Source organism: Duganella sp. FT27W, assembly GCF_009295655.1.
Lineage (GTDB): Bacteria > Pseudomonadota > Gammaproteobacteria > Burkholderiales > Burkholderiaceae_D > Rugamonas > Rugamonas zoogloeoides.
Genome location: NZ_WHIV01000001.1, coordinates 394411 through 411184, shown reverse-complemented (window position 1 = coordinate 411184; position 16774 = coordinate 394411). Strand labels below are relative to the sequence as shown.

General features: G+C 65.4%; 15 protein-coding genes. 11 read left to right on the top strand and 4 right to left on the bottom strand.

The genetic code is table 11. The annotated features are described in order from the left end of the window. Positions 1–113: 113 nt before the first annotated feature. Complete coding sequence (locus tag F8197_RS01695) at positions 114–1730, top strand: response regulator (RefSeq protein ID WP_373996754.1); 1617 nt, start codon at positions 114–116, stop codon at positions 1728–1730. 111 nt (positions 1731–1841) lie between these two features. Next, entirely contained in the window at positions 1842–2561 is a 720-nt protein-coding gene (locus tag F8197_RS01690; protein WP_082488911.1) for a sensor histidine kinase, read from the top strand. 104 nt (positions 2562–2665) lie between these two features. Here the strand turns inward: F8197_RS01690 and F8197_RS01685 are convergent, their stop codons facing one another. Further along, positions 2666–3964, bottom strand: a complete 1299-nt coding sequence (locus F8197_RS01685; protein WP_152879497.1) for an NAD(P)/FAD-dependent oxidoreductase — start codon at positions 3962–3964, stop codon at positions 2666–2668. A 126-nt stretch (positions 3965–4090) separates the two neighbouring features. Between F8197_RS01685 and F8197_RS01680 the strand changes: the two genes are divergently transcribed. The 4 genes from F8197_RS01680 to F8197_RS01665 are packed head-to-tail and all read left to right on the top strand — an operon-like array spanning position 4091 to position 8672. Continuing rightward, positions 4091–4525, top strand: a complete 435-nt coding sequence (locus tag F8197_RS01680; RefSeq protein WP_152879496.1) for a MarR family winged helix-turn-helix transcriptional regulator — start codon at positions 4091–4093, stop codon at positions 4523–4525. Further along, complete coding sequence (locus tag F8197_RS01675; protein ID WP_152879494.1) at positions 4522–6051, top strand: MDR family MFS transporter; 1530 nt, start codon at positions 4522–4524, stop codon at positions 6049–6051. The genes F8197_RS01680 and F8197_RS01675 overlap by 4 nt, the downstream gene beginning before the upstream one ends. Before the next feature lie 20 nt (positions 6052–6071). Beyond that, positions 6072–7496: an efflux transporter outer membrane subunit gene (locus tag F8197_RS01670; RefSeq protein ID WP_373996753.1), complete on the top strand. Its 1425-nt coding sequence runs from the start codon at positions 6072–6074 to the stop codon at positions 7494–7496. 15 nt (positions 7497–7511) lie between these two features. After that, positions 7512–8672: an efflux RND transporter periplasmic adaptor subunit gene (locus tag F8197_RS01665; RefSeq protein WP_152879490.1), complete on the top strand. Its 1161-nt coding sequence runs from the start codon at positions 7512–7514 to the stop codon at positions 8670–8672. A gap of 64 nt (positions 8673–8736) precedes the next feature. Here the strand turns inward: F8197_RS01665 and F8197_RS01660 are convergent, their stop codons facing one another. Continuing rightward, positions 8737–10323: a hypothetical protein gene (locus F8197_RS01660; protein ID WP_373996752.1), complete on the bottom strand. Its 1587-nt coding sequence runs from the start codon at positions 10321–10323 to the stop codon at positions 8737–8739. A gap of 59 nt (positions 10324–10382) precedes the next feature. Continuing rightward, positions 10383–10871, bottom strand: a complete 489-nt coding sequence (locus F8197_RS01655) for an Lrp/AsnC ligand binding domain-containing protein (protein ID WP_019919933.1) — start codon at positions 10869–10871, stop codon at positions 10383–10385. Positions 10872–10982: 111 nt separating this feature from the next. Here F8197_RS01655 and F8197_RS01650 point away from each other — a divergent pair, with 111 nt between their 5' ends. The 3 genes from F8197_RS01650 (at position 10983) to F8197_RS01640 (ending at position 14248) form a co-directional block, all read left to right on the top strand. After that, positions 10983–12266, top strand: a complete 1284-nt coding sequence (locus tag F8197_RS01650; protein WP_152879488.1) for a D-amino acid dehydrogenase — start codon at positions 10983–10985, stop codon at positions 12264–12266. A gap of 114 nt (positions 12267–12380) precedes the next feature. Next, complete coding sequence (locus F8197_RS01645) at positions 12381–13220, top strand: HDOD domain-containing protein (protein WP_152879486.1); 840 nt, start codon at positions 12381–12383, stop codon at positions 13218–13220. Positions 13221–13222: 2 nt separating this feature from the next. Next, entirely contained in the window at positions 13223–14248 is a 1026-nt protein-coding gene (locus F8197_RS01640; protein WP_152879485.1) for a transporter, read from the top strand. Here the strand turns inward: F8197_RS01640 and F8197_RS01635 are convergent. Then, positions 14196–14747 carry a hypothetical protein gene (locus F8197_RS01635; protein WP_152879483.1) on the bottom strand — a complete coding sequence of 184 codons (552 nt, stop codon included), beginning with the start codon at positions 14745–14747 and terminating at the stop codon, positions 14196–14198. The two genes, F8197_RS01640 and F8197_RS01635, sit on opposite strands and share 53 nt — an antisense overlap. 114 nt (positions 14748–14861) lie before the next feature. On the opposite strand from F8197_RS01635, the gene F8197_RS01630 reads away from it, so the two are divergent. Both F8197_RS01630 and F8197_RS01625 read left to right on the top strand, forming a co-directional pair. Further along, positions 14862–16082, top strand: a complete 1221-nt coding sequence (locus F8197_RS01630) for an MFS transporter (protein WP_152879481.1) — start codon at positions 14862–14864, stop codon at positions 16080–16082. Beyond that, the gene (locus F8197_RS01625) at positions 16079–16699 is read left to right on the top strand and encodes a metalloregulator ArsR/SmtB family transcription factor (RefSeq protein WP_152879479.1); all 621 of its coding nucleotides are present in this window, start codon (positions 16079–16081) and stop codon (positions 16697–16699) included. The genes F8197_RS01630 and F8197_RS01625 overlap by 4 nt, the downstream gene beginning before the upstream one ends. Positions 16700–16774 lie beyond the last annotated feature (75 nt).

The window sequence follows — 16774 nt, the reverse complement described above, 5'->3', positions numbered from 1 at the left end:
GGGAGCAAACATAGAGCGGCGGCCGGTAGCAAGGTTCTATTGACTACCGGTCTTTTGACATTCATACAAGCAATTGTTATGATCGTGCGGTCCCCTCGCCGTCAGCAGACATCGTGCCCATTCCAGCCCAACCCAAGATCCTGGTCGTCAATGACGACGCCAACAGCCTGTTCGCGTTGACCAGCCTGCTTGGACTATGGGCCGAGCAGGAGTCCTACGAAGTGCTGTCCGCGCGCACGGGACAGGAGGCGCTGCGCCAGGTGCTGCTGCACGATTTCGCGGTGATCCTGCTTGATGTGAACATGCCCGGCATGGACGGCTTCGAGACCGCCGAGGCGATCCACGCGCGGGCGCGCTCGGCCGACATTCCCATCATTTTCATCACCGCCTTCCTGGCCGACGAACTCGACCGACTGAAGGCCTACCAGCACGGCGCGGTCGATTTCCTGTTCACGCCGGTGATCCCGCAAATTCTGTACGCCAAGATTTCAGTGTTCGTGGCGCTGGCGTCGAAAAACGAGGAGCTGAAAAAGCAGGCGCGCGAACTGAGTTCGCGCAGCGCCGAGCTGACTGCCTCGAACAAGCGCCTGCGGCGCGAAATCGAGGAGCGCCAGGTGGCCGAGCGCGAAAACCACGCCAAGGACGAATTTCTCGCCATGCTGGGCCACGAGTTGCGCAATCCGCTCAGCGCCATCAGCAGCGCGGCGGCGCTGATCGGCTTGCCGGGCGTCAGCGTCGATGGCGTACAGCGCGCCAAGAAAATCATCGAACGCCAGAGCCAGCACCTGGGCCGCATCGTCGACGACCTGCTCGACCTGTCGCGCGCCATGTCCGGCAAGATCCTGCTCGACCGCGCGCCGGTGGACCTGGCCGCGCTGGTGGCAGGCACCCTGGAAACCTTTCGCGCCACGGGCCGCAGCAACGGCTACGACCTGGCGCACGACCTGGCCGGCGGCTGGGTCGAAGGCGACGCCACCCGGCTCGAGCAAATTGCTAGCAACCTGATCGACAACGCGCTCAAGTACACCCCCAGCGGCGGCCGCATCGAAGTGCGCACCTGGACCGAGAATGGCGAAGTCGTGCTCTCCGTGCGTGACAATGGCGTCGGTATCGCGGCCGAGTTGCTGCCACACGTGTTCGATGTATTCGTGCAAGGCTCGAGCACGCTCGACCGCTCGCAGGGCGGCCTCGGCATCGGCCTGTCGCTGGTGCGGCGCCTGGCCGAATTGCACGGCGGTGACATCGAGGCCGACAGCAAGGGCCCCGGCGCCGGCAGCGTGTTTATCTTGCGTCTGCCGCGCATCGAACCGCCGGTGCCGCTGGCGGCACCGGCGCCGCTGGCCGCCGATGGCAAGCCCGCCCTGCTGCTGATCGAGGACAACGAAGACGGCCGCGAAATGATGACCATGATGCTCGACTGCTATGGCTACCAGGTGCGCGCCGCCGAGGACGGCCTGCGCGGACTGGACGCGGTGCGCGAGTTCCGGCCGGATCTGGCGCTGGTCGATATCGGCCTGCCCGGCATCGATGGCTATGAAGTAGCGCGGCGGCTGCGCGCCGACCCGGACACCCGCCACATCAAGCTGATCGCCCTCACCGGCTACGGCCTGGCGGAAGACCTGGCGCGCGTGATGGCAGCCGGCTTCGACCGCCACCTGGTCAAGCCGGTCGGCATTGAACAGTTGATGGAAACAATCGCCAGTTGCATGCGAGAACCGTTGAAATTGTAACCATGGGTAATTGATTTCCCAGCGGAGCGCCGTCTCGTGGAAAGCTCGGGTATGATCGGCAACGAGACTCCTTCTTTACAACTTACACCAAGTCTTTCCATACACACAGAGATGCCCATGTCCGTACCGGCCCCACAAGAACATCACGACGCCCAGCGCAGCGCCGACCTGAGCGAGTTGCTCGGTCATGTCCACACCTGCTGGGACAACGAACGACGCTCGCTGTCGCGCCAGTTGCACGACAGCCTGGGCTCGTCACTGACGGCGCTGACCATGCACCTGGGCTTGCTGATGCAAAAGCTGCCCGACGACCAGGCGCTGCAGGACCGCGCCGGCCACATGAAAAAGCTGCTGGGGCAAATCGTGGAAACCAACCGGCAAATGCAGATCAAGCTGTGGAACGACAAGCTCGAATTCCTCGGCGTGCGCGTTGCGCTGGGCGAACTGGTCGAGCAATTCGGCCAGCAGCACAACATCAAGGCCCGCAGCAGTTTGCCCGACGACGAGCTCGACTGCCCGCGCAGCCACGGCATCGTGCTGCTGCACACGCTGGAAGAAGCACTGCGCAACATCGTCGCCCATGCCGGCGCCACCGAGGTGGACGTGATCGTGGACGACAATGAAGACGAAGTGATGATGACGGTGAAAGACAACGGCGTAGGTCCTGCAGCCAGCGGTTCCGTCGCTGCGGGCGGCGCCGACGCCGTCAAGTTCGGCCTGCGCATGGCGCGCGAACGAGCCGCCTACCTGGGTGGCACCCTCACCCTGGCGCCGGGCGTTGCGGGCGGCGCCACCCTGACCATGATCCTGCCGAAACCGCAGAAAACTTAGCGCCTGACGAACCTCCAGGGCTGCGTGGCAGCTCCTCGCCCTACCTTCGTATTGTCTTCGTCGCTGCGTCTTGCGGCTGACGGTTCGCCAGCCGCTCCTGGTTGCTAGTGCAGTTTCACCAGCGGAGTGCTGCGCTTGATCAGGAAGCGGGCCAGCGCCAGCACCCCGGTGCGCACCGTGCCCAGTACGGCCTTGTGGTGCAGCAGGTGCAGGCTCACATACATCAGCCGCGCGACAAAACCTTCCACGAACCAGCTCAAGCCCTTGAGCGAACCCATCAAACTACCGACCGATGTGGTCTGGCCGAACGATACCAGCGAACCGTAGTCCTTGTATTCGTAGGGCTTGGTTTGCGCCGGCTTGTTGTCGCGCTGGCGCAGGAATGTGTCGAGCAGGTAATCGGCCTGCTGGTGCGCGGCCTGGGCGCGCGGCGGCACCGGCTTGCCGTCCGGGCCGATACAGGCGGCGCAGTCGCCCAGCGCGTAAATCCCCGTAAAACCTTTTACCTGCAAGTGCTGGTCCACGTCCAGCGCACCCGACTTGACGGTAGGCAGACCCAGCTCCTTGAGGAAGTCCGGCGCCTTGATGCCGGCAGCCCATACCACCAGCTGGGCCGGATAGACGATGTCGCCGGCCGTCACGCCGTCGGCCGCAATCGCGGTCACGCGGGTATTGGTGACCACCGTCACCGCGCGCTGGTGCAGCAGGTTGAGCGCGGCGCTCGAGACTTTTTCCGGCAGCGGCGCCAGGATGCGCGGCGCGCCTTCGAGCAGGGTGATGCGGATATCGCGTTCGGCCTTCAGCTGGCCGAAGCCGTAGGTGGCATACACGCCGCTGGCCTCGCGCAGTTCGGCCGCCAGCTCGACGCCGGTGGCGCCGCCGCCGATGATGACCACGTCCACGCCTGCCTCGACGTTGTGTTCTTTTTTCAGTGACGCCAGGGTCAGCAGTTTGAGCAGCGTGAGGCGGAAGCGTTCCGCGTCCTCGGTGGCGTTCAGTGAAATCGTGTGCTCGGCCGCACCGGGCACGCCGAAATAATTGGAGGTGCTGCCCACTGCGATCACCAGCGAATCGAAGCCCACCTGGCGTTCGGGCAGCACGACTTCGTCGCGCTCGTCGCCGGCAGTGATGGCGCCGATGGTGATGGAACGTTGTGCGTGGTCCAGCGCCAGCATGGGGCCGTAGGCAAAGGTAAAGCCGTTGTCGTGCGCCAGCATCTGGTAGGACAGGCCTTCCTGGTGGACGTCGAGGGTGCCGGCGGCCACTTCGTGCAGCGAAGGCTTCCAGATATGGTACAGGCGGCTATCGACCAGCATCACCTCTCCCGGCATTTTGCGGCCCAGTTTGCAGGCCAGCTCCAGGCCACCCGCTCCACCGCCCACGATCACAATTTTGCTATGCAAGTCTTTCTCCCAGTTTTTGCTCAATATATATAAGCCCCATGATACCAAGGCTGGCGAAATCTTTCCGTCCACCACCAAAGCTGCTACAATAATAGTTCGATACCTAACCATTAACTACCGAATCATATGTCCACTATCGAAGAGCGCTTCTCGGCCGCCCTGCATGGCAGCGCCCGCGCCTGGCGGCTGGCCATCGACCGCCGCCTGCGCCACCTCGGCATCAGCCAGTCGAGCTGGATGGCGATTGCCCTGACCGCCAAGGAAAAAGAGCCGCCGTCGCAAACCCGGCTGGCCAACCGCGTGGGCGTGGAGGACCCGACCATGGTGGCCACCATCGACCGCCTGGTCAAAGCCGGCTATATGATCCGCACGCCGTCCGCGACCGACCGCCGCGTCAAGCTGCTCAGCCTGACGGAGTCCGGCATGCAGGTGTACCGCAGCGTCAAGCAGGAAGCCGACGCGGTGCGCGGCGAGCTGCTGGCCAAGGCCGATCCGGCGGTGCTGGCCATCGTCACCGGCTTCCTCGAGCAAATGCAAAGCGATATCGAGTCCGGCATATGAATGCGGTAGCACCACCTGTCCCGGACGCCGGCATCAACCGCACCATGATCACGGTGTCGATCATGCTGGCCACCATCATCCAGGCGCTCGACGGCACCATTGCCAACGTCGCCCTGCCCCATATGCAGGGCAGCCTGTCGGCCTCGCAGGACCAGATCACCTGGGTACTGACCTCCTTCATCGTCGCCACCGCGATCGCCACCCCGCTCACCGGCTGGCTGTGCGACCGCTTCGGCCAGAAGAATATTTTCCTCACCGCCGTCGCCGGCTTCACGCTCGCCTCGGTGCTATGCGGGCTGTCGATGAACCTGGGCGAGATCGTTGCCGCGCGCATGCTGCAAGGCGTGTTCGGTGCGGCGCTGGTGCCGCTGTCGCAGGCCACGCTGCTCGACATCAATCCGCGCGAAAAGCATGGTTCGGCCATGGCGGTATGGGGCATGGGCGTGATGATCGGTCCGATCCTCGGCCCCACGCTGGGCGGATGGCTCACCGATGCCTATAACTGGCGCTGGGTATTCTTTATCAACGTGCCGATCGGCGCGATGGCGTTTTACGGCATCTGGCGCTACATCGGCAAGACTACCGCGCCGCGCAAGATGAAGTTCGACGCCTTCGGTTTCATCACGCTCAGCGTGGCTATCGGCGCCTTGCAGATGCTGCTCGACCGGGGCGAACAGAACGACTGGTTTGCCGCCACCGAAACCTGGATCGAAGCGATCGTGCTGGCGCTGGCGTTTATTTATTTTGCCGTGCATACGGCGATGCAACCGCCCGGCAAATCGTTCTTCGACTACCGGCTGCTGAAAAACGCCAACTACGTCAGCGGCCTGCTGTTCATCTTCATCGTGGGCCTGGTGCTGTTCGCTACCCGCGCACTGACTCCCACCATGCTGCAAAGCCTGATGGGCTACCCGGCCGCCATCGCCGGCCTGGTGACGGCGCCCAGCGGCATCGGCACCATGATTGCCATGCTGATCGTCGGCAAACTGGTGGGCCGGGTGGACCTGCGCCTGCTGCTGGGCGCCGGCTTTGCCATCACCGCCTTCTCGCTGTGGCAGATGACGCGCTACACGCTGGTGCTCTCTCAGAGCGACATCATCTGGCCCGGCGTGATCCAGGGCCTGGGCCTGGGACTGGTGTTCGTACCCTTGTCGGCAGCGACGTTTGCCACGCTGTCGCCAGAGATGCGCGCCGAAGGCACGGCCATCTACAGCCTGATGCGCAATATCGGCAGCTCGATCGGCATCGCCCTGGTGCAAACCCTATTGGTGCGCAATACGCAGACCATGCATGCGACGCTGACCGAAAAAATCACCATCGCCAATCCGGCCGCGCTCGATGCCCTCGCTGCGCCCAACGGCGCGGCGCTGCTCAACAACGAAATCACCCGGCAGGCGTCGATGATCGCGTACGTGGACGACTTCTGGCTGATGCTGATCTTGACCCTGTGCGTACTGCCGCTGCTGCTGTTGATACGCCCGGCCGCCAGACACGAAGCACCGGCGGTGCACGCCGCCCACGATTGAAATCGACCATGAACCAACACGTGAAAAAATCCTTACTGAGCATGGCGGTCCTGCTGCTGGCCGGCTGCGCCGCGATTCCACCCGATGCGCACATTCCCGTCAAACGCGACATCGCCAAAGCCGACCTGGCGACCGACATCCACCTGGCGCGCGAAGGCTGGCCGCAGGCGCGCTGGTGGACAGCGTATGGCGACGAACAGTTGAACGCACTGATCGAGCAGGCACTGCGCGACGGCCCGAGTTTGGAAGTGGCGGCAGCGCGCATCGGCAGCGCGCGGTCGGAACTGTCGCGCAGCATGGCCGACACCGGCATCGACATCGGCGGCTACGCCAACGCCAACCGCCAGCGCTACTCCGGTACCGGCCTGTTCCCGGCGCCGATTGGCGGCGCGTACTTCACCACCGAGACGCTGCGGCTCGAAGCGCGCTACAACTTCGACTGGTGGGGCAAGCACCGCGCCCAGGTCGCCGCTGCGGTCGGCTCGCTCAACGTGGACCGGGCGGCCTACGCCCAGGCCGAACAGGCGCTGGCCGCCGCCATCGCCCAAAGCTATTTCAGGCTGCAAGGCGATTTTGCGCGGCAGGACAATCTCGCGCAACTGACGGCCGTGCAGACCGCGCTGGCGCAGGACCGCACCCGCCGCATCGACAGCGGCCTGGCCAACGCCGATACCGGCCACGCGGCGCAGGCCGACCTGGCGCAACTGCGCAAGCAGGCGGCGCAGCTGAAGACCGATATCGGCGTCGAGCGCGAGGCGCTGCGGGCCTTGCTGGGCGCCGACCACACGGCGCTGGCCGACCTCAAACCCGTGCCAACCAGCGCGGTGGCGCACACCCTGCCCGCGCGGCTCGGCATCGACCTGCTGGCGCGCCGGCCCGACTTGCAGGCCGCGCGCTGGAAGCTCGAATCGTCGTTGAGTCGCATCGATGCCGCCAAGGCTGCGTTCTACCCGGACGTCAACCTGACCGGCTCGATCGGCCTCGACACCATCAAGCTGGAGAACCTGCTGCAGGCGGCCAGCCGCACCGTGTACCTGGGTCCGACCCTGACGCTGCCGATCTTCGACAGCCGCCGGCTGGACGCCCAGCTCGACGCCACCCGCACCGCGCGCGACGAACGCATTGCCGAATACAACCAGGCGGTAGTAGAGGCGGTACGCGAGGTGGCGCAGGACGCCTTGCAGGTGCAGGGCATCGAACAGCAAATCGCCGAACAGGCAGCCAGCAGCGCAGCGACCGGGGCGCAGCTGGCGTCGGTGCAGAAGCGTTTCGAGCGCGGCCTGGCCGACAACGCCGGTGTACTCAATGCACGGCTGGCCATGCTGCGCGAACGCGACGCCGACCTGTACCTGCAACAGGTGCAGCGCCTGGCCGAAGTGGCGCTGACCAACGCCCTCGGTGGCGGCTACCACGAGCAGGCGCCGCTGGCCACTGTACTGAAGTAATTCAACGAGACCATCATGACCATTGAGACCACTCCAGCAAAATCAAGCAACAACAAGAAACGCAACACCGTCCTGGCCGGCATTACCGTGCTGTTCCTGGCCGTGGGCGGCGCCTATGCCGTGTATTACCAGACCGTGCTGTCGAAAATCCAGGAAACCGACAACGCCTACGTGGGCGGCAACCTGGTCAACCTGTCGTCGCAAGTGACCGGCAACGTCACCGAGATCCGCGCCGAAGAAACCCAGATGGTGCAAGCGGGCGCGCCGCTGGTCATGCTCGACGCGGCCGACGCCGACGTCGCGCTGGCGCAGGCCGATGCGAAGCTAAGCGCCGCCGTGCGCCAGCAGCGCCAGCGCTACGCGGACGTGGCGCAATACGACGCCACCGTGGCCTTGCGCCGCCTGGAACTCAAGAGCGCCGAGGACGACCTGGCGCGACGCCTGCCGCTGGCGGCCGACCACACGATTTCGGGCGAGGAAGTGGCGCACGCGCGCCAGGCCGTCAACAACGCCCGCGCCGCCGTGGCGGTGGCAGTGAAACAGGAACAGGCGGCGCAGGCGTCGGTGACCGGTGTCGATGTGTCGCACCACCCGGACGTGCTGGCGGCCAAGGCCGACTACCAGAACGCCTGGCTGGCTGCGCGCCGCAACACCATCGTCGCGCCGGTCTCCGGCTACATCGCCAAGCGCGCGGTGCAAGTGGGCGCACGCGCCACGCCGGGCACGGCGCTGCTGGCGATCGTGCCGCTGGACCAGTTGTGGGTAGACGCCAATTTCAAGGAATCGGAGCTGCGCAACATCCGCGTGGGCCAGCCGGCATTGGTGGAAGCGGACATGTATGGCAGCAAGGTGGAATTCCACGGCAAGGTGGTGGGATTATCGGCCGGCACCGGCAGCGCCTTCTCGCTGCTGCCGGCGCAAAACGCCGGCGGCAACTGGATCAAGGTGGTGCAGCGCCTGCCGGTACGCATCGCCCTGGACGCCGCCGAGCTGCACGCCCATCCGCTGCGCATCGGCCTCTCGACCACCGTCAAGGTGGACATCAGCAAAACCGACGGCCCGGTACTGGGCGCCGCCATGCCGCAACAGCCGGTGTACCAGACCGCCGCGCTGTCGCAACCGCTGCAACAGGCCACCACGGCCGCCGACACCATCATCAGCCGCAACCTGCACTAGGCTGCAAGCCAGCCCGACAGCGATAGGGCTCGGTTCGTGTCCGGATGCCGGAACTGGCCCTGAACTATTTGCGCAGTTCGGCGTCGAGCTGGGTGATGGCGGTTTGCGCCTGGGTGATCACGCGGTCGGCAATGCGCTGGCGCATGCCGGGCACGCGGCCGGCCGCTTCGGCTTCGAGCAGCAGCGGCATCAGCATCTGTTCGGCCGACTCGCGGAAGCCTTGCGCCACCAGGTCCAGCTGGGCGTTGAACGTGTGTTCGGCGCCTTGCAGCTGCTTGCGCAGTTCCGCTTCGAAGGCGCTGCGCTTGTCGCGGATTTCGGTGCGCTTGCGCTTGCCGGCGTCGGTGAACCATTTGAAGGCGCCCGCCAGCAGCACCGCGCCGCCGACGAATGGCGCAGCCGGCGCCACCACCGGCAGTACCACGGCCGCGCCGATCAGGTAGGCGGCGGTGCCGGTGCCGGCGGCAGCCACCACGCCGCTCATCAAGGTCACATTGGCGGCAGTTTCGGCGCTGTTGGCCAGCCGCGTACCGATGCGCAGGCGCGGCATCAGGCGGGCCAGCGTGGAATGGTGCTGGCGCTCGAACATCGACACCTGCCCCAGCCGCATGCCGGACTGGAACAGCCGCAGGTCCTCTTGCAGCAAATGCACCGCCTGCTCCTTGCGCCGCACGATGCGGTCGAGCCGGCGCTCCATCTCCTGGCCGAACTGGTTGCGGCCGATGCTCTCCCACACCTCGTCCTCTTTCCACTTGTCGGTGGCCAGGCGGTCGGCGATGGCCAGTTCGATGGCATTGCCGGCGTCGTGCACGGCGTCGTCGATTTCTTCGGTCAGCAGGCGCCGTTCGTAGGCGATGCGCTGCTCGACCAGCACCAGCCGCTGCATCACCTGGCTTTTCATTTCGTTGGCAGTGGTGACCAGGGTGGCGGCGATCGACTCGTCGAGCCCCATCTGCCGCGCCTGGTCCAGGTACGCGGCGATGTCTTGCAGGATGACCGTGGTGGTGCTGCTCACCAGCGTATGCAGTTGCGCGTGGTCGATGTCGCCCGCTTGATAGTTGCGCGCATGTTCGACCAGCACCGGCTGGCCGGCGCTGCGGCCGAAATCGGCCACCGCGTCGGACAGCGAACGCCCGCGCACCAGGCGCCGCGCCTGCTCGCCGAGGTTGGCCAGCAAGCCCTTTTCTTCGGCGGCCGGCAGGCGCTCGAAGTCCTCGGGCGCCAGGCGCACCGACAGGGCCTTGGCCAGCCGCTGGGCCAGCGACCGGGCATCGCCGCCGTGCAGCGCCAGCAGCGGAATCGCCATGGCCAGCGCGTTTTCGCGCGCGGCCTGGTCGATCGGTGTAGCGCTGCGGGCCAGGGCCGCAAAGGCCCAGTCCACGTCAACGCCGGACTCGATGGCGTTGAGCACCAACGCGGTGAACACGGCCGATGACTTGCCGTCGCCGGCCAGCTCGGTGACGGCGGCAAACTGCGCCAGCGTGAGCTTGCCGTCGCGGCCGGCAATGGCGCCGACCGCGCGCGCGTAGGCGGAGCTGAAGCTCTGGTCGGCGGACAGGTGTTCGTCGAGGGACCGCACGTGAATGGCGTCGGCGCTGCTGCCGACGCCGGTGCTGGTGCTAGTGCTGGTGGGAGTACCGTGGGTGTTCACACTTGCTCCGTCTGGTTGTATTTCATGGCCGCTATTTTAGCGGATGACGGCAGAGGACATCACGCACCGGTGGCCAGCGCCAGCGTCTCCTTGATCTCTTCCATCACCACGTAGCTTTTCGACTGCGCCGCGCCAGGCAAACTGAGCAGCATATCGCCGAGCAGCTTGCGATACTCGGCCATCTCGTGGATGCGCGCCTTGATCAGGTAGTCGAAGTCTCCGGACACCAGGTGGCACTCCTGCACCTCGGGAATGCGCAGCACCTCGCGGCGGAACTGCTCGAACACCGGGCCCGATTTCTGGTTCAGCGTAATCTCGACGAACACCAGCAACTTGGCGCCCAGCGCCGGCGGGTCGATGCGCGCATGGTAGCCGGTGATGACGCCGTCGCGCTCCATGCGTTTCACCCGTTCGATGGCGGGCGTGATCGACAGGCCCACCTGCTCGCTCAGGTCTTTCATCGAGATGCGGCCGTCCGCTTGCAGGATGTGCAGGATCTTGCGGTCGAGTTTGTCCAGGGTACGGACCGATTCCTTCTGTATTCGCATGAAATTCCACTAAATTTATCGATTTTTACAGTAACAAAAGCTAGTGTTTCAAGCATACCATAGCGGATTATAGGGGCGCGCTGCGTCCATCCACAATATTCGGGGGTTCACATGCGCGTACTCATACTCGGCAGCGGTGTCATCGGCGTCACCAGCGCCTATTACCTGGCCCAGGCCGGCCACGACGTTACCGTGATCGACCGCCAGCCCGGCCCCGCACTGGAAACCAGCTTTGCCAATGCCGGCCAGATCTCGCCCGGCTATGCGTCGCCGTGGGCCGCCCCCGGCATCCCGCTGAAAGCCGTCAAGTGGATGATGCAGCGTCACGCGCCGCTGTCGATCACGCCCGACGGCACCCTGTTCCAGCTGCAGTGGATGTGGCAGATGCTGCAAAACTGCACGCCCGAGCGCTACGCCGTCAACAAGGAGCGCATGGTGCGCCTGGCCGAGTACAGCCGCGACTGCTTCAAGGTGTTGCGCGCCGCCACCGGCATCGCATACGAAGGCCGCCAGCAAGGCACCACTCAGCTGTTCCGCACCCAGAAGCAGCTCGATGATGCGGCCAAGGATATCGCCGTTTTGCAGGAAACCGGCGTCCCGTACGAACTGCTGAACCGCGCACAACTGGTCGGCGCCGAGCCGGGCCTCGACCAGACCAAGCTGGTCGGCGGCCTGCGCCTGCCCAACGACGAAACCGGCGACTGCCAGCTGTTTACCACGCGCCTGACCGCCATGGCGGAAGAGCTCGGCGTCAAATTCCGCTACAACATCGAGATCGATGCACTTATCAAGGCTGGCGACCAGATCCGTGGCGTGCAGACCGGCAGCGAACTGCTGACCGCCGATTCGTACGTGGTGGCGCTGGGCGCCTATTCCACGCCGCTGCTCAAGGGCCTGCTGGACGTGCCGGTCTATCCGCTCAAGGGCTATTCGATCACGGTGCCGATTGTTAATGCCGACGCCGCTCCCGTCTCGACTATTCTCGACGAGACCTACAAGATCGCCGTCACCCGTTTCGACGACCGCATCCGCGTCGGCGGCATGGCCGAGATCGCCGGTTTCGACAAGCGCCTCAATCCGCGCCGCCGCGAGACGCTGGAAATGGTCGTTAACGACCTGTTCCCCGGCGCCGGCGCCACTGCCGAAGCGAGCTTCTGGACCGGCCTGCGGCCGATGACGCCGGACGGCACGCCAATCGTCGGCCGCACCGGCCTGCGCAACCTTTACCTGAACACCGGCCACGGCACGCTGGGCTGGACCATGTCGTGCGGTTCGGCGCAGCTGCTGGCCGATATCATCTCGGCGCGCAAGCCGGCGATCCTGGCCGACGATCTGTCGGTGGCGCGGTATGGCGCCGCGCCGGCACAGCGCCAGCCGCAACTGGCCAGCGCTTAACGATTATCTTTTAAACACCGGGACTGTCGCATCCCCGCCTCTATTCGTGAATCAGTGCCCGCGCAGCCCAACATGGCGTTGAGCTTGTGCGCCGGGCTGCGTATAATTTTGATCATGAATAAATTAGAAGCATTCGGCCACATTGCGGCCATGGCCATCCGCGGCGAACTGGTGTTCCCCACCAGCGTCAACGCCGCCCTGCGCGTGCAGCTTGCGCTCGACGATCCCGACTGCCCGATCGACAAGGCCATCAGCCTGGTGCTGGCCGAACCCACGCTGGCCGCGCGCACCGTCGCCATCTCCAACTCCGCCATGTTCGCGCGCGCCGGTGCGCCCGTGGTCACCAACGTCCGTGGCGCCATCATGCGCATCGGCTACCAGAACCTGTTCGCGCTGGCCGCCGCCATGGTGGTGCGCCAGTTCGGCAGCAAACTGGTCGACCCGGCGCTGCGCGTCAAGGCCGAAAAACTGTGGGACCACACCATTGCCGTGGCCGCGCTGGCGCGCCTGATCGCGCGCGACGTCACCGGCGTCAACGAAGACACCGCGCTGTTCGCCGGCATCGTGCACGAAGTGGGCGGCTTTTACCTGCTCTCGCGCGCGGACGAATTCCCGGGCCTGCTCGAAGAAGATCCGGAAAACTGGCACTCGGCCAGCGAAGAAATCATCACCCGCGAAGTGATGCGCAAACTGTGCATTCCCGAGCCGGTGGCCGACGCCATCGAGGGCCTGCGCGACGCCTTCATGTCGATCCCGCCCGATACCTTGCTGGACACGCTGCTGCTGGCCAACCTGCTCACGCCGGTGCGCTCGCCGCTGCAGGAGGCCGAGCGCGAACTGCCGCCGCATTCCGAATCGGCCATCGACCTGTTCATCGACGCCGAGCGCCTGCAAGTGCTGCTCAAGCAGGCGCATGACAACGCCGCCGAGATGAGCGCCGCGCTGCTGGTGTGAGCATGCAGCAAACACCCTTCTCTTACGGCTCCGATGCGTCGGGCCTGGTGTGCGGCTACGTGTTCGGCCGCGCGCAGGAAGGCGTGGGCGTGCCGCTCAACGCCGACGAAGCCTGCGCCTGGCTGGAGCACCGCGACCTGCATCCGTCGGAATTCATCTGGCTGCACTACAACCTGGCCAATACCGCCAGCGAGAAGTGGCTCAACGAGCATCTGTCCTTGCCAGAGGAGTTTTACGAAAGTCTGCACGAGGGGCCGCGCTCCACCCGCATCGAGGTGGCCGACAACACGCTGATCGCCGTGGTCAACGATGTGCTGCACGATTTTTCGTTCGACCCGTCCGACATTTCCACCCTGTGGCTCAGCGTGGACAAGCAGGTGGTCATCAGCGCGCGCCGCAAGCCGCTGCGTGCCATCGACAGCCTGCGCAACGCCGTGCGCAACGGCGAACCGATCCGCTCGTCGGTGGAACTGCTGATCCACCTGCTGCGCGACCAGGCCGACGCCCTGATCAAGATCGTGCGCCATGCGATTGCCACGGTCGATGGCATCGAAGACAATCTGCTCGCCGGCAAGCTCAACACCAAGCGCGCCAGCCTCGGTGAATTGCGGCGGGTACTGGTGCGCCTGCGCCGGCTGCTGGCGCCCGAACCAGCAGCGCTGTTCCGCCTGCTGCAACGGCCGCCACGCTGGGTGGCCGAGATCGACGCCCAGGAGCTGCGCCAGTCCACCGAGGAATTCTCGATGGTGCTGGCCGACATGGCGTCGCTGCAGGAACGCATCAAGCTGATCCAGGAAGAGATCGCCGCGCTGGTCAACGAGGGCAACAACCACAGCCTGTTCGTGCTGACCATCGTCACCGTGCTGGCCCTGCCGATTAACATCATCGCCGGCCTGCTGGGCATGAACGTTGGCGGCATCCCGCTGGCCGACGCGCCGCACGGCTTCCTGGTGGTGGTGCTGATCGTGGCCAGCTTTACGGCAATCGCCGGCTGGCTCGCCTTCCGCCGCCAGCGCGATTTGCGGTGAGTTTTTCGTCGCGATAGATATACAGGCGCTGCGCGCCCAGCAGCATGAATACCAATCCCATCACCAGCGCCACCAGGTTGTCGCGCCCGTAGCTGGTGCGGACGTCGGCCAGGCTGGTAACCTCCTTGCCGCCCACCGACACGCCGTACGCCACGTGGAAGTCGCCGGGCAAAAAGCCGGGGTGATTGACTTGGGCCGGATTGAAGCGCACCGTCACCGGGTACAGCTTCGTGGCCGAGCGCAGCGCCGCGCGCAGGCGGCCATCGGCATCGCCCTTGACGTGCACAACGAACTGCTGCGGCGTGGTGCGTGCGGCAAAATACATGGCGCCACGGCTGTCGTAGGTCCAGTCCACGCGGCCGGTCACGGCCTGCAATTGCGCCGCGCTTGGGAAGCGCAGTTCGAGCGCGATGAAGATGCCGATGATGCCGATACCGAGCAGCAGGAAAAACACCCCGCCGCGCCGGCCGCCGAACCAGTTACGCCACTTGCTGATCATGCTCCGTCGTGCTCCGGTCTGTAAGAAGAGCGCCATCATACCGCGCAGTCAGAGGCCCGGCAATTAATAAACATTTTCGTTTACTTATTCAGGCCGGGCCGTTACAGTAACGCCATGAAAAATTCCCTGCTCATCAGCAGCGCCTGCCTGCTGGCCCTGCTCTCCACCGTCGGCGCCGCGCTGCCGTATCCGATCCTGGCACCGCTGTTTGCCGATGGCACCGCCAACGGCCTCAACACCTTCCTCGGCCTGCCGCCCAAGCTGCTGCTGGGCCTGGCATTGACGATCAACCCGCTGGGCCTCCTGATCGGCTCTGCCCTGCTCGGCCCCATGTCGGACCGCTACGGCCGCCGGCCGGTGCTGCTGGTGACCGCCGTCGGTGCGGCCATCGGCCATGCCATTACGGCGCTGGCCCTGGTGATCGAATCGTTCCCGCTGTTTATCGTCGCGCGCTTCATCACCGGCCTGCTGGAAGGTAACGGCTCGGTGGCGCGCGCCATGCTGGCCGACAAGCTGGAGGGAGACCTGCGGCGCAAGGCGCTGTCGTGGCTGAACGGCGCGTTTTACATGGGCTGGCTGGTGGGGCCGCTGATGGCCGGTTTCACGCTGGGGTACGGCATCACCACGCCGTTCTGGATTGCCGTGGCGCTGTTGCTCGGTACCGCCGTGCTGGTGGCCAAGGCGCTGCCGCGCGAAGCGCCGTCGGCGGCTACCACGTCGTGGTGGCAAGTGGCGCGCCACCGCCATGCCTTGAATCTGCTGCGCGAGCCGGAGCTGCGCACGCTGTTCATCATCACGCTGGCGTACAGCTGCTGCGTCACCGGCTTCTACGAGTTCTATCCATTGTGGCTGGTGGAAGTGCCGGGCTACGGTCCGCGTGGCATCGCCTGGGCCACGGCTGCAATGTGCGGCGTGATGACGGCCACCACCATCGTCGCCGGCCGCAAGTTCGCCGGAGAACCGCTGCTGCGGGCGCGCGGGTTTGCATATGCGACCGCGACGCTCATCGGCGTGCTGGCGGTCAGCAACGCCAGCTTCGGCCTGGCTGCCATCGTGCTGTTCGGGATACCGCACGCCTTCCACAGCAGCATCGTGCCGCACTGGTGCGCGGAGCGTTTCGGCGCCCACGGCCAGGGCGCGGTGATGGGCCTGATCTCCACCACTTTCTGTCTCGCCAATATCGTGATGGCGCTGATCGGCGCGGTGCTCACCCTGATCGATACGCGTTTGATCCTGCTGCTCTCGGCCGCGCTGGGCGCGTGGTCGGCGTGGCGGCTGCAACGCTGGCACTACAGCCTGCAACGCGCGGCACCGGCGGCGGGAGCACTGTCATGAACACCGCCGACCAGACCCTTTTCCTGATCAAGACGCGCGGCCCGCAAACTGCGCAGCAACTGGCCGCACTGCTCGACCTGACCTCGATGGGTGCGCGCCGCCAGCTCGAAGCGTGGCAGGAGAAGGGCATGCTTACCTACGAGGACGTGGCCGACAAACCGGGCCGGCCGTCGCGGCGCTGGCTGCTGACCGAAGCAGGCCACGCGCGCTTCCCCGACCGCCACGCCGACCTGACCGTGCAGCTGATCGACCAGGTGCGCCAGCTGTTCGGCGACGCGGGGCTCGATAAACTGATCGCCTCGCGCGAGCAGGCCAGCGAGCAGCAGTACCGCCAGCACCTGGCTGGCGCCCGCGCCCTGCCAGACCGGGTGGCGGCGCTGGTGCAGGCGCGCTCGGTGGAAGGCTATATGGCGGAAGTGCAAACAGCCGACGACGGCGCCCTGCTGCTGATCGAAAATCACTGCCCGATCTGCGCGGCCGCGCGCCAGTGCCAGCAATTCTGCCGCTCGGAGCTGGACCTTTTCCAGCGCGTGCTGGGCAGCGATTGCTCGGTTGGGCGGGTGGAGCATATGCTCAATGGCGCAAGACGATGCGTCTACATCATCAAAAGCGTCTGACAGAACCTCCGGCGCTGCGTTGCAGCTCCTCGCCGTACATTCGTACTGTCTTCGTCGCTGCGCCTTGCTCCGAAG

Coding starts and splice junctions, on each gene's coding strand:
- F8197_RS01635 (WP_152879483.1), bottom strand. CDS start 14,747: ATGATCAGCAAGTGGCGTAACTGGTTCGGCGGCCGGCGCGGCGGGGTG.
- F8197_RS01650 (WP_152879488.1), top strand. CDS start 10,983: ATGCGCGTACTCATACTCGGCAGCGGTGTCATCGGCGTCACCAGCGCC.
- F8197_RS01655 (WP_019919933.1), bottom strand. CDS start 10,871: ATGCGAATACAGAAGGAATCGGTCCGTACCCTGGACAAACTCGACCGC.
- F8197_RS01665 (WP_152879490.1), top strand. CDS start 7,512: ATGACCATTGAGACCACTCCAGCAAAATCAAGCAACAACAAGAAACGC.
- F8197_RS01625 (WP_152879479.1), top strand. CDS start 16,079: ATGAACACCGCCGACCAGACCCTTTTCCTGATCAAGACGCGCGGCCCG.
- F8197_RS01690 (WP_082488911.1), top strand. CDS start 1,842: ATGCCCATGTCCGTACCGGCCCCACAAGAACATCACGACGCCCAGCGC.
- F8197_RS01645 (WP_152879486.1), top strand. CDS start 12,381: ATGAATAAATTAGAAGCATTCGGCCACATTGCGGCCATGGCCATCCGC.
- F8197_RS01680 (WP_152879496.1), top strand. CDS start 4,091: ATGTCCACTATCGAAGAGCGCTTCTCGGCCGCCCTGCATGGCAGCGCC.
- F8197_RS01675 (WP_152879494.1), top strand. CDS start 4,522: ATGAATGCGGTAGCACCACCTGTCCCGGACGCCGGCATCAACCGCACC.
- F8197_RS01630 (WP_152879481.1), top strand. CDS start 14,862: ATGAAAAATTCCCTGCTCATCAGCAGCGCCTGCCTGCTGGCCCTGCTC.
- F8197_RS01640 (WP_152879485.1), top strand. CDS start 13,223: ATGCAGCAAACACCCTTCTCTTACGGCTCCGATGCGTCGGGCCTGGTG.